Genomic DNA, 13,556 nt, shown 5'->3' with positions numbered 1-13,556 from the left:
TGAAAAAGCCGTAAAAAAGGGCTTTTAAAAAAATCAAAAAACTAAAAATAGGGGGGAAATTTGGTGGGTGGTGTCCCCGACAGGATTCGAACCTGTGGCCTCAAAATTAGGAATTTTGCGCTCTATCCTACTGAGCTACGAGGACAAAAATCGGCAATTTAATCGCCGATAATATTCATAACGTCGTCTAGTTTTTTGTGAAGATCTTTGTCATTGATGGGCTTTGTCATAAAGTCATAAGCACCTTTATTTAAAGCCTCTCGTTTAGCGGTCTCGTCCGTAGTAAGGACGATGACGGGGATATGCGCTATGCTTTCTCTAGCGTGAAGATTATCTAAAAATTCCAGCCCATTCATCACAGGCATTACGATATCTAATAAAATCAAATCAACGGGCTGAACTTCGAGTACGGCAAGGGCGTCCAAGCCGTTTTTGGCTTGGAGTATGGTTTGGAATTTGCCGTATTTTTTTAGCATAACTTCAAGTAGCTTCAAATTTATAGCGTCGTCATCAACCGTTAAAACTTTCAAATCTCTCATTTAAGACCTCATCCTTATATATATTTTTGTGCGAGTTTCTCAAGACCCGACTTGGTGATATTGTAACTAGCGACTTCGCTAAATAGTGGATTTTCATCGTTGTCGTTAGAAAACAGAACTAGCTTGGTCGCAGACGCTTTTCGGCGCAAGCTCTCTAACGCCGCTAAGTCTAGCCCTGCTAGCTTTTTATCAATCAAAACAAGCTTATAGCTGCCCGTAGCCACCATAGAAATAAGCTGGTCGAAATTGCCCGCAATTTCTACGTCTTTATACTGGTGTTTTAATATGCTGGCAAAAATTTTACTTTCCATAATGTTTGCCTTACATATAAGTATATCTTTTGTCGGCACGCGCGCACCCTTAGCTTTCACTACGTCATCGGAAACTATGCTTTTTTTAGGAACTAGCTTCATTATCGTCTTTGGCACTTTGACAATTTTAATGACCGTCTTAGGCACCTGGCGTTTGACAAGCTTTTTAACTAGCTTCTTTGTAGTTCCACCGGCAGGCGCTGCATCAGATCGTTTATCGCCGATAAAATTATCTAACATTTGAGCTAAGATATCTTTTTTGATTGGCTTGGTGCAGTATTCGTCAAGCCCTGCTGCCATGAATTTCTCTCTATCGCCCTTTAGTGCATTGGCAGTAACAGCCACGATCGGGATGTGGCGGAGATTATTCTCGTGCTCGTATTGTTTGATCTGTTTTGTAGATTCGATACCGTCCATAACAGGCATCGAAATATCCATAAATATGAGATCATAGTCGTTATTGGCTTTTCTGGCTTCCAGCGCCAAAAGTCCGTTTTCGACTATCGTCAAATTCATATTAAAGCTATTTAACGTATGCTTCATAAGCTTTTGATTGATCTCATTATCCTCCGCAATAAGGATTTTGGCGTTATATTTTCTATTGACCAAAGGTACATTTTCATCGGCAGGATTTCGCTCTACCGGCACTTCAACCTCTTCTTCGACTTCGACATCCTCTTCGACCATAATGGTTTCTTCCTGTTGCTCGTCTTCGTATACGGTAACGGGCACCTCGACCATCTCCTCTTCCTCAGGCTGCGGGATAACTACCGGTTCGACTTTTACGCTAACAGGCTCGATCTCGGGCTCTTCGACATGGTCGTTTTGAGTAGCAGGCTCCACCTTCGGAATATCTACAGGCTCCAGCTCAATACTCTGCTCTTTAGCAGGAATATTTTGAGCTGCCGGTTCTACTGCCGGCATTACCAGTTCAGACTCAATATTTGAAGGCTTCTGTTTAACCTCTTCAAGTTTTGGCTCTATAGGTTTTAGTTCAGGCTCAATTGCTACCGGCTCTGGCTCAACTGCGATAGATTCTGGTTCAATTATCTTTTCAGCTCTACTTTCAGGTTCTGAAAGTTTAACATTTGAAATTTCATCTTCATGAGCAGAAACACTTGAAGTATCAGGCTTCGAAGCTTTAGCGATAGGAATTTCAGGCTCGGTTTTAATGGCTACAGGAATTTCTTCTTCTACGCTTGGAATTTCAACCTTTTTGGCAGGCTCTTGCGCTTTGACGCTCGGTTTGATATCCGAAAGATCAATATCTATATCAGGAATTTCAATCTCAGCCTTAGGCGTCTCAACCTTAGCTTTTGGAATTTCTACTTTCGCAGGCTCAGCCTTTACTTCTTCTTCCTCTTTTTTAATCTTAGGAAGCTCTATTTCGATATCGGAAAGATCGATGCTAGGAGTTTCGGCTTTAGGAGCCTGGGTCTGCGTTGCATGTGTTTTGAGCCCCACAAAATCATCAGGAATTTCCAAAGATATAGGCTCATCAATATCGGTCTGGGCATCCTTTGTGCTTGAAGACTCTACCTTTGGCTTTTCTGCGCGTGGAATTACTATTTCCGGAGTATCAATATCGATCTTTGGTGATTCAGGCTCTATCTTTTCAATCTTAATATCACTCATAGGCTCGATATCTATAGGCTTAATGACCGGTTCTTCTGCTTTAGGAGCTTCTTTTTTGAGCTCTTGAGCAATACTAGGCTTACTAACAGCCTCCTCTTTATGCGTAGAATGAACTTCTGTATCATGCGTACGCCTTCTGCTTTGCAAGATAGCGCGTAGCTCGTCTGCCGACGAAGTAGTAGCATGTCGTAATTCATCAAGCTTATTGATGATAGGTCTTTCTTTTACTACCGGCTCTTCCATAATCATTTCATCAGCGACGATAGGCTTTTCTACCTCAGCATCCAGCTTAATCTCATGCGTCTGTGGAGCAAAATCCGATCTGCTTAGAGCAATTCCGGATTTTGAAATTTTATCTAGCGTCTTAACGAATTTAGTTAAGTTAAAAGGCTCTGTAAGGGTAAAAATTTTGGAATTTGAAATACTAATACTTTGAAGCTCTTTTGGCTTAAGAGTTAAGATCGTAGGCATACTCAATATATCGCTAACCTCGCCGTAATTCTTAAATCTAGTGATAAGAGCGTCATATTTGTTATTATTTTGCGCTGAGCGGAACTGCGCATTCGTATTAAATATCGAAATTTTACCGCCTAGCTTGCTGATATAATTTTTAACGATATCATTATACATCGTATCGGCGCTATCGGCTAAAAGCGCAAAATTTAACCCTTTGATACTTTCAAATACTGCGTCCGCATCGGTCTTTTGCGTCTCTTTAAAAGCAAGGGTGAAGTAAAATCTAGTACCCTTTCCTACGGTAGATTTGACCTGAAGCTTGCCGCCCATCATCGCTACGTATTTAGACGAAATCGTAAGTCCAAGACCCGTTCCACCATATTTGCGTGTGATCGTAGAGTCAGCTTGAGAGAAGGCGTTAAATACATTTGCGAGCTTATCTTCAGAAATTCCAATGCCGGTATCTTCTACGCTAAACGTTACGATCGCCTCTCCCGGAGCTTTGCTAGGCTCCCTTAAAATTTCAACTACGATAGTGCCGTGCTCAGGCGTAAATTTGACAGCATTTGACATGAGGTTGATAAGAACCTCTTTGATCTTCGTGATGTCTCCGTATAGGTGGTGCACGAGTGTAGGATCGATGTAAAGCAAGATGTCGATATTCTTTTCGGTAGCCTTGGCGACGTAAATTTCAACCGCGCTTTCGAAATCTTGGATAGGATTAAATAATATATCCTCAAGCTCGACCTTATTGCTCTCGATCTTAGAGACATCCAAAATGTTATTAATGATCGTTAGAAGGTTTTCGGACGATTTTTCGATGGTATCAACGTAATCGCGCTTCTCCTCATCCAAATCGGTATTTTTAAGAAGCTCCGTAAAGCCAATGATGCCGTTAAGCGGCGTTCTGATCTCGTGCGACATATTGGCCAAAAAGATCGATTTTGCCTTATTGGCATCCTCCGCAGCACCCTTTTGATACGCAATCAGATCGAGCGCGTCCTCGATAAGCGAATACGCTTTGTTAACACCCTCACTAGTCCTAACGTCGATGTGTTCGTGCTGATTCGTCAAATCGCCGATTCGGCTAAGCACGTTGCCGAGGTCGGTAACGTTCTGTCTTAAACGTCTTGTAATACCCAAGGCAAAAACGACCAAAATAGCCGCTAAAACCCATATGCCAAGAGCGATAAATAGGTTTCTTAGTCTTTGCGCTAGATAAGTATCGGCATGTGCCGCAAGCTCAGCATTGATCTTTTCAGAAATTTCGCTTAACTTTTTATATTTAAGTGTAGTAGAGGCAAACCACTCTTGAAAAGGCACGCTATAGTGTCCCTCGTCCGCTTCTTGCTGCAATGTGGCTGAAATTTTAGCAGTTTCTCTTAATGCATTTTGAAATTCCTCTCCGTCTAGAATTTTTAAAATTGCAGCTCTAGCATCAGATTCCGGCAAGAAGTAGTAATTAGGGAGCGAACTAGATAGGTTGAAGCTAGCCCAAGTCCTTAGCTGCGCCTGATTCATCGCCTTGCTACCAATAATGTATTCGATAATATAGTCACGCTCCGATGCGGTGGCATCCATCGCCTCATAAGTATTAAGCAACGAAACCGTCCAAACGGTAATATTTGAGCTTACAAGACCCTCTCTTAGCACTCGTTGGATTGTTTTTACATCATCATCGAATTTTTGAAAATATGAGCTGAAAAGCTCACCGAAGCTTTTGCTTTGAGCATCGACATCCCTTCTTACCTGCGGAAGTTTGTCTAATAAACCGTCTATATCGGTCTCGGCAGCCAAAAGCTCGTCATTACCGGTGCCGTAAGCGAAAATATCAAAAATAGTCTTTTTTACGACATTTTCACTGATATTTTTGCTTTCTTTATACTTTGCAAGCGCATCGTCGGTTTTTTTGCGTTGACCCGATAGAAGGGTTCCCATACCGGGGTTTCCCTCGCTACCCAAAAACGCCGAAGTGATACCGCGCTCTTTATCTACCTGCTCTACTAACGCCGCGAGATTGCTATTTTTAGCAATCTGCTGCTGCAAAATTCCCACTCTGGCGTAATCCTGCAAAGAGATAAACAAGAAATATGATGCAAACGCGAAAATCAAAAGTAACGGGATACCGCTAACAAGTCTCAAAGCACTTGTAGTATTTAAATTCATACAAAATCCTTCAAAGCGCAGCTTACGCGACGTTAAATTTTATTCAACCGGAGAAACGAAGTCGCTTCCGTCACGCTAGGCGGAGACGATTTAGCCGTCCTGCAAAGTTAATGGGTGATTTTACTAAACAAATCTTTAAATATAGCTTTTTGCGTTAGGTTTTCGTTAATGATTGTTTAAAATTTTTTCCGCGGTTTGGATATTCGTAAGCGATCTGATCTCATCGAAGCTCGCCGCATAAATGCTCTCAAAATCGCCGTAAAAGTCCAAAAGCTTCTTCAGGCTTCCTTTGCTAACGCCCAAGCTTAGCAGCTTTGAGCTTTGTAGATCGAGCTTGCGTTTGCTCTTTTGGTGAAACGAGATCGCAAAACGGTGCGCTTCATCGCGCAGACGCTGAAAAAACTGTAATTTTTTATCGTCCGTAGGCAGCGAAAAAATTCCGCCTTTCGTGTAAATTTTATCTTTCGCAGCTCCCTTTGCGCGGTGGGCTTTGGCGTCGATCTTTTCTTTAGAAATGGCGATTATATCGATGTTTGCTCCGACGCTGCAGATTATTTCCTCCGCCAAGTTTAGCAGAGCCGTTCCGCCGTCGATGAGCCACAGATCGGGTGCTGCGAGCTCGTCAAATTTAAGCGCGCGGCTAGTTAGGTACTCGCGCATCTGATCGTAGTCGTTATTTGAGCTAAGGTGCTTGTGGCGGTAGTTTTGCTTGTTAAACTCGCCGTCTTGAAAGCTTATCATAGCTCCCACGGGCGCGGCGCCGAACATATGCGAATTATCGAAAACTTCGATATTTACCGGCAAATTCGTAAGATCAAAATAATCCTTCAGCTCCTGCAAAAATGCGTAATCGTGCGTTTTTAGATGCTTTTTGATATTGATCTCGCAGTTTTGGTATGCAATCTCGCAAATTTTACGCTTCTCACCGATTTTCGGCGCGTAAATTTTAAAAGCTCTTTCGTGCCGCTTGGATAAAATTTCGCATACCAGATCCGCATCGTCAAACTCGTCGCAGACGTAAATTTTAGCGCACGCCACGGGAGCTGCGGCAGGAAAGGCGCTTAAGATCATCTGCTTGTAGGCGTTTGCGATATCATCGGCGCTCGGGGCTTTGCAGTTAATTATATGAGAGCTTGAGGCTGAAATTTTACCCTCGCGTATGCTAAAATGCACGGCGCAGACGAGCCCGTCGCGTGCGGCAATCGCAAAGACCTCGAAATCATCGAGCTTTGCCAGATCGACCTCGACCTTTACGTTCATCTGCTTTAAAATTTCAATCTTATCGCGAATCTGCGCGGCTTCCTCGAAATTTTCGCTCTGCGCAAGCCGCGCCATCCGCTCCAAAAGCTGCGGCACCATCTTTTGCGGATTTTTTAGGGCGGCAAGCGCGCTTTGTACGATACGCGCGTAATCCTGCTTTGAAATTTTATCCTCGCACGGAGCGGCGCAACGCCCGATCTGGTGGAACAAACAGGCCTTTTTGCCCTTGACGCAATTTTTCTTCTGCACGAGCGGAAACTGCATGTAAAGCGTCTGTAAAATTTCCTTCGCGCCGTGAAAATAGGGACCGAAGTATCTGATGTTTCTGCCCTTTATGATCTTTCGCGTGATCTCAAAGCGCGGAAAGTCGTCGTCTAAATTTACATATATATAAGGATAGGTCTTATCGTCGCGCAGCAGGATGTTGTACTTGGGCTTAAGCTGCTTGATGAAGGAATTTTCTAGTATCAGCGCGTCGCTCTCGCTGGGCGTTACGATGTATTCTAAATGCGTCGCCTCGCTTATCATCTTTGCGATGCGCGCGCTTAAGCGCGGACTCGGTGCGAGAGCGGGCGTGAAAGAGAAGTAGCTTTTGACGCGATTTTTTAAAATTTTAGCCTTGCCGACGTATAGCAGCTTGCCCGCGGCGTCAAAGTACTGATACACGCCGGGGCTAGCAGGCAAGCTCTTAATCTCCTCTATTAGCAAGGATTAGCCCTCTTATCTCTTCAAAAATTTTATAAATTTGCGGATCTTGGATTTTGTTTTTAAACTCCCCTTTTGCACGCTCTGAAGATAAAATTTCGCTGCTTCGGCGCAAATGAGCTTTATAAATTTGCGCCCTTCTTCTGCTCATCACTCTATCTGCTACGAAAAATTTTATCTCTCGCACGCCGCAAAGCTCCGCCGTCTCTCTAGCGGCTACGAATCGCTTTAATACGTCTTTTATTAAATTTATATTACTATCGCGTTTTAGTTCGCAAAGCCCAGCCGGGTGTTTCGCGGCTATCATCAAAATGCCATCTTTGACGTAGATGAAAGCGATCAGCCTTTGCCAACTAAGCGGCAAAATCGCTAAAAACTCGCCTCTTTCTCGCATCTTGGCATATAAAGGATTTTTTCTGATATGAGCGATTATTTCTCTTGCATTTTCCATAGACGGATTTTAGCATTTTTTATCTTAGTTTTGCTTAGCGGCTGCGGATACAAAGCACCGCCATTTTACTCGGACGCAGATGAGCAAACCGTGAATGCAAAGGCATCCGCCGCGGATGGCAACAAAACAAACGACACGAAAGGTGGCGTTAGAATTTTACGCGATAAATAGCCTACTTTTAGCTTTACTTTGTTATACTTTTAAAAATTTTTACAAAGGAATTTCATGCAAACGGCAGACATTTTAGTGCTGGACTTCGGCTCCCAATACACCCAGCTGATCGCTAGGCGCTTGCGCGAACAAGGCGTTTACACCGAGCTGATCGCATACGACGCACCGATCGATAAGATAAAAGCAAAAAACCCTAAAGGTCTTATTTTAAGTGGCGGACCCGCTAGCGTTTACGCCAAGGATGCGTATTTTTGCGACGATAGAATTTTTGAGCTTGGAATTCCAATTTTAGGTATCTGCTACGGCATGCAGCTCATCGCGCATAAATTTGGCGCTAGCGTCGTACCTGCGGGTAAAAAAGAGTATGGCAAGGCTTCTTTGAAACTGCTTCGCGCTAGCAGGCTATTTGGCGGCGTGGAGGATAACTCTACTGTCTGGATGAGCCACTCGGACAAGGTCGAGAGCCTGCCGGAGGGCTTTGAGGTGATGGCAAGCTCGGATGAGAGTGAATGGTGCGTATTCGGCGACGAAATCCGTAAAATTTACGCGCTGCAATTTCACCCCGAAGTCTGCCACAGCGAGTTTGGAGATAGAATTTTAAAAAATTTTGCTAAAGAGATCTGTGGAATAACCAGCACTTGGAATATGGGTAGCTTCGCCAAAGAGCAGATGATCAAAATAAAAGAGCGCGTAGGCAGCGCCAAAGTGCTTTGCGCAGTAAGCGGCGGCGTGGATAGCTCGGTCGTAGCGGCGCTTTTAGCACATGCGGTGCCGCAGAGCCTGATAGCGGTTTTCGTCGATAACGGACTACTCCGCACTGGCGAGCGCAAGGCGGTAGAGGAGATGTTTAGGCTCAAACTCGGCGTGAGCTTAGACGTGATCGATGCTAGCGAGCTGTTTTTAAGCAGGCTAAAAGGGGTGGTCGATCCCGAGCAAAAACGCAAAATCATCGGCGCGACCTTTATCGAGGTTTTCAGCAAAGAGGCGGCAAAATACAAAAACGTAAAATTTTTAGCCCAAGGTACGCTCTATACCGACATCATCGAAAGCTCGGTCGCAGGCTCAAGCAAAACGATCAAAAGTCATCACAACGTAGGCGGCCTGCCTAAGGATATGAAATTTGAACTGATCGAGCCTCTGCGCGAAATTTTTAAAGACGAAGTGCGCCAGCTGGGACTTGAGCTAGGTCTTTCGCGCGAAGTAGTTTTCCGCCATCCATTCCCGGGTCCGGGTCTTGCGATCCGCATAATGGGCGAGGTAAATACACCGAGTCTCGAACTGCTGCGCAAAGCCGACGTGATCCTACGCGACGAGCTAAAATCAAGCGGCTGGTACAACAAAACGTGGCAGGCGTTTTGCGTGCTGCTAAACGTGCACTCCGTGGGAGTCATGGGCGATAACCGCACCTACGAAAACGCCGTGTGCATACGCGTAGTGGACGCTAGCGACGGTATGACAGCTAGCTTCTCGCGCTTGCCGTACGATCTGCTAGAAAACGTCTCTCGCCGCATAATAAACGAAGTAGACGGCATCAACCGCGTAGTTTACGACATCTCTAGCAAACCGCCTGCAACGATAGAGTGGGAGTGAGAATATTTTAATTATTTTTATAGGGGTTGACGAACTTTGGAAAATATAAAAATTGCTGAAAAATTTAATGAAAATAATAGTATAACAATATTTAATGGGGATTGTATTAAATTACTTAAGAATATACCAGATGAATTTTGCGATTTAATTATAACTTCCCCCCCATATTGTATGAATAAAGCGTATGAGAATTTGCACGACGATATTGAAACTTTTAAAAAACAACAGTCATCTATATTTGGTGACATTTATCGTGTATTAAAAAAAGGAGGAAGTCTATGTTGGCAAACCGGTTATCATATTAGCAAATCAGAGGTTATTCCTTTGGATTATTATGTTTATCAGATATTTAGTGAAAATAACCGTAGTTTAGAATATCCGCTCCTACTAAGAAATAGATTAATTTGGACTTTTGGACATGGGCTAAATAGTTCAAAACGTTTTAGTGGAAGACATGAAACAATACTATGGTTTACAAAAGGCAAAGAATATAATTTTAATTTAGACAATATACGTATACCACAAAAATACCCAGGCAAACGTTCATATAAAGGAGAGAATAAAGGGGAATTTAGCGGTAACCCTTTGGGTAAGAACCCATCGGATGTGTGGGATATACCAAATGTTAAGGCCAACCATATAGAAAAAACAAAGCATCCATGCCAATTCCCAATTGCTATTCCACAAAGGTTAATTAAAGCATTGACACCCATCAATGGAATAGTTTTGGATCCGTTTATGGGTTCTGGAACATCAGGTGTAGCATCCATACTAGAGCAGAGGTGCTTTGTGGGGGCAGAGATACAAAAAGAATACTTTAATATTGCCAAAACGCGTATTCAGGAAGCTATTGATGGGGTTATAAAAGTCAGAAAGGATGTACCGGTTATGGAGCCTGACTTAAATAGTTCGGTTGCGATGTTGCCAGAAGAATTCCGTAAAATTAGAGAAGGACAAGCATAAATGTCTAAAAGTATTAGAAAATCAAAAAAATCTCCGGAAGAAATAAAAAAGGCAAGATTATCTAGAAATTTTAGAAATGGTATAAAGAATACTTTTATTATGGCGGGTTTTAAATATTTAAACACTCAAAATAAACACTTTAAAATAGGGCATAGAACCGTAGAATTAGATTTTATATTTATTTATGAGAATATAATTTTGATTTGTGAGGATACTGTAACAAAAACAGACAATATTAAAGATCATGTTAGAAAAAAGCATGAAGGATTTGTAGAAATAAATAAAAATTTAACAAACTTTTACCAATGGTTATATGATAATTTTCAAGATTCATTTATTAAACAATATTCATTAGATAGATATAAAATCAAGTTTTTATATTTTTCCCAAGAAAAACTTGATTTTAGCGATGATGATTATAAATTATACCCATTGATAAAATTCGTTGACCATAATGCTTTAATGTATTTATCTAAAATGTCAAAATGTATAAAAAAGTCGGCCAGGTATGAAATTTTTAGGTTCTTGGGGCTAAATGATGATGATATAGGTATTATTACTGCAGAAAGTAGTCCGAAAGAGATAAAAACTACGATAATTACTCCTAAATCTTTTACTGGCATTAAAGATAATGTAAGAATAGTGTCTTTCATGATATCTGCAGAAACATTAATAAAAAACTCTTATGTCTTAAGAAAAGATAACTGGGAAGATTCTTCTTTGCTTTATCAACGTCTAATTCAGGATAAAAGAATTAACAGTATAAGAAAATTTTTAGTAACAAATAAAGAAGCTTTTTATAATAATATTATTGTAGCTTTGCCTGAAGATATTTCTTTCAAAAAAGATAATATACCTATTAATATTGATGAAATCAATAAGCATGACGTATGCACTATGCTTATCCCAAATTGTATGAATAGTATATGTATTATTGATGGACAACATCGTATTTATGCTCATTATGAAGGTTTAGAAACAGATAGTGATGAGCCTAAAATATCACAGTTAAGAAAAGAGTTACACTTATTAGTTACGGGTCTTATTTTTCCAAAAGGTATGTCGGATACTAAAAAAATAAAGATACAGAGTGAAATATTTTTAGATATTAATTCCAATGCTAAACCGGTATCTCAAGATGTATTATTACATATTCAAATGGTTAAAGATCCTATTTCAGATTTTGGTTTATCTAGGTCAATCATTGATCTCCTAAATAAAAAGAGTATTTTTCTAAATAAATTTGAAATGTCATTATTGGATGAAAACAAAATTAAAATTGCATCAATAATCAAATTTGCGTTGCGTTATTTAATAACTTTAGATCCCAAAGATGGTAGAAAAAATCTATTCTTTCACTGGGATGGCGATAAAGAGGCACTAAAAAAAATGGATGATGCATCCTTGAATAAATATAAGGAATTTTGCGTAGAAAAAATTTCAATATATTTTAAGGCAATAAAGAAGCATTTCAAGAGCGAATGGCATGATCCTCAATCTAAGATATTATCTGTAATATCTATAAATGGGTTTATTATGAGTTATCTTGCACTTATTGATAAATATGGAATTAAAGATTTTGAATTTTATGATAAACTTTTAAGTAAGTTAGATTTCGATTTTTCAAAAGATAATTTTCCATATACATCAAGTCAATATGCAAAATTCTCTAGAGAAATTATAAAAAAATTAGAAATTGAATAGCAATATGAAATAAAGCAAAAAAAATGGAGCAAATTTCTGTTATCCTGGCACACCCTTACGAAAAAAGCCTAAACGCAGCAATCGCGAATGCAGCGGTAGAAAAGCTGCAAAATAGCGGCTACGAAGTTAAATTTCACGATCTATATAAGGAGAAATTTAACCCAATCCTTAGCGGCGCTGAGCTCGTGAGCGACGAAAGCGACGACGAGCTGTTAAAAGCGCATCAAAAAGATATCGCAAACGCCCACGGCATCGTGATTGTACATCCAAATTGGTGGGGCGAGCCGCCCGCCATCCTTAAGGGCTGGATCGACCGCGTGCTAAGGCAGAGAGTAGCCTACGATTTTGCGCCAGGTGATAACGGTGGCGGGCTTCCGATAGGGCTTTTAAAGGCTGAAGCCGCCCTGGTTTTCAACACATCCAACACCCCTGAGGCAAGAGAAAACGAGATATTCGGCGATCCGCTGGAAAGAATTTGGAAAAGCTGCATTTTTGATTTTTGCGGCGTGAAAACCTTTGAGCGGCTGATGTTTAGAGTGGTCGCAGATAGCGACGAAGCTGAGCGAAAGGTCTGGTTGGAGCAGGTAGCGCAGACGCTGGATAGGTACTTTCCGAAGCAGATTAATTTGCTTTAAATTTGAAAATTCGCTGCTAGCAAAATCCGCGCGGCGTAGAATTTTGATTGCCTATTTTAAACAAATGTGCGCAAAAATTTTGTACGTGTATTCGGTGCAAAATTTATTAATTTAGGAGGCAATTATGCTTAGATTAATCGCTGTGATAGCGATTTTAGCGGCTCTCATATACTTCGCGATGGGAGGCGGCGGCAAAAAGACGATCAAAGATTACAAAAATTTCAGCCGTGAGGAGCTGGAGACTTTATGCCTCGAAAAGAACGACAAGATCGCCTGCCAGCGTATCGCCGTGGACTATATCAAAGAAAATAAACCGAAAAAATGATCTAAATTTGCGAGGCTAATTTTGTGGTTTCGCTAAAACAGCGCGCGGTTAAATTTCTTTCTAGCCCGGTCCAAACGCTGCGCGGATAAATTTGCCTGCAAAGCACGGCTGAAATGCCAATTAAATCGGTACCGAGCGCCGCGCAAATAGCGTAAATTTAAAAGCAATAATTCAAGTATTAGCATGCGCGCTGAAAAACCGCTAGCCAAAATTAAAAGCGATAAATCGCGCTGTGTTCTTTGCGCACAAACAAAAGGAGCGACGGATGAAAATTTTATGGCAAAGCAGGCTTCAAAACAGGCTTCGAGATATCGGCGAAAATATCCTGATAAAGGGCGATCGCGCATTTTACGTAGGCGATAACGACGAACAAAAGCAGATGAAGCTTAGAAAATTCTCGCTCGCAAGCGGCGAGCAGCTAGCCGGCGCGCTGCTAGCCGTGGGCGGGCTTTTGGGCGTGTATTTCGGCACCTCTCAAGCTCACCACGCAAGGCGCGAAACGCAGAAAAAATGGCTGCTCGTCCTTTATGTCGTGCTATTTGCGCTGGCGCTAAAAAAGGTGCTACAGTAGCGCCCGCTGTAGTAGCGCCGCAGCGATTGCCGCGCTATAGTTTTGCCTTGCCTCGGTTTTGCTACAAGCGCGGT

At 41.7% G+C, this 13,556-nt stretch carries 11 protein-coding genes and 1 tRNA gene; 7 read left to right on the top strand and 5 right to left on the bottom strand.

The features are described from left to right. Positions 1-68: 68 nt before the first annotated feature. From Q0117_RS10365 to Q0117_RS10345, 5 genes are all read right to left on the bottom strand, one after another. A tRNA-Arg gene (locus Q0117_RS10365) sits at positions 69-145 on the bottom strand. 13 nt (positions 146-158) lie between these two features. Then, complete coding sequence (locus Q0117_RS10360; RefSeq protein ID WP_005869488.1) at positions 159-539, bottom strand: response regulator; 381 nt, start codon at positions 537-539, stop codon at positions 159-161. Positions 540-553: 14 nt separating this feature from the next. Beyond that, on the bottom strand, positions 554-5,107 hold the full coding sequence (locus Q0117_RS10355; protein WP_297926713.1) for an ATP-binding protein: 4,554 nt from the start codon (positions 5,105-5,107) through the stop codon (positions 554-556). 165 nt (positions 5,108-5,272) lie between these two features. Continuing rightward, the gene (uvrC, locus tag Q0117_RS10350; protein WP_297926710.1) at positions 5,273-7,075 is read right to left on the bottom strand and encodes an excinuclease ABC subunit UvrC; all 1,803 of its coding nucleotides are present in this window, start codon (positions 7,073-7,075) and stop codon (positions 5,273-5,275) included. Beyond that, entirely contained in the window at positions 7,056-7,466 is a 411-nt protein-coding gene (locus Q0117_RS10345; RefSeq protein WP_297926708.1) for a hypothetical protein, read from the bottom strand. The genes uvrC and Q0117_RS10345 overlap by 20 nt, the downstream gene beginning before the upstream one ends. A 27-nt stretch (positions 7,467-7,493) precedes the next feature. Here Q0117_RS10345 and Q0117_RS10340 point away from each other — a divergent pair, with 27 nt between their 5' ends. The 7 genes from Q0117_RS10340 to Q0117_RS10310 all read left to right on the top strand — a co-directional run bounded on the left by Q0117_RS10340 (position 7,494) and on the right by Q0117_RS10310 (position 13,482). Then, on the top strand, positions 7,494-7,694 hold the full coding sequence (locus Q0117_RS10340) for a hypothetical protein (RefSeq protein ID WP_297883091.1): 201 nt from the start codon (positions 7,494-7,496) through the stop codon (positions 7,692-7,694). Between the two features lie 54 nt (positions 7,695-7,748). Then, a complete protein-coding gene (gene guaA / locus Q0117_RS10335) occupies positions 7,749-9,284 on the top strand; it encodes a glutamine-hydrolyzing GMP synthase (protein WP_297926705.1) in 1,536 nt (511 codons plus the stop codon). Positions 9,285-9,320: 36 nt separating this feature from the next. After that, complete coding sequence (locus Q0117_RS10330; RefSeq protein ID WP_297926702.1) at positions 9,321-10,247, top strand: site-specific DNA-methyltransferase; 927 nt, start codon at positions 9,321-9,323, stop codon at positions 10,245-10,247. Then, a complete protein-coding gene (locus Q0117_RS10325; RefSeq protein WP_297926699.1) occupies positions 10,248-11,951 on the top strand; it encodes a DGQHR domain-containing protein in 1,704 nt (567 codons plus the stop codon). Between the two features lie 23 nt (positions 11,952-11,974). Then, entirely contained in the window at positions 11,975-12,586 is a 612-nt protein-coding gene (locus Q0117_RS10320) for an NAD(P)H-dependent oxidoreductase (RefSeq protein ID WP_297926696.1), read from the top strand. Between the two features lie 124 nt (positions 12,587-12,710). Beyond that, positions 12,711-12,911: a hypothetical protein gene (locus Q0117_RS10315; protein WP_297926693.1), complete on the top strand. Its 201-nt coding sequence runs from the start codon at positions 12,711-12,713 to the stop codon at positions 12,909-12,911. Positions 12,912-13,176: 265 nt separating this feature from the next. After that, positions 13,177-13,482, top strand: a complete 306-nt coding sequence (locus tag Q0117_RS10310) for a hypothetical protein (RefSeq protein ID WP_297926690.1) — start codon at positions 13,177-13,179, stop codon at positions 13,480-13,482. Positions 13,483-13,556 lie beyond the last annotated feature (74 nt).

It is taken from the genome of uncultured Campylobacter sp. (assembly GCF_937997535.1).
GTDB lineage: Bacteria > Campylobacterota > Campylobacteria > Campylobacterales > Campylobacteraceae > Campylobacter_B.
Note: the sequence above shows the minus strand (reverse complement) of the source record. Positions and strands in the feature narration are given on the sequence as shown.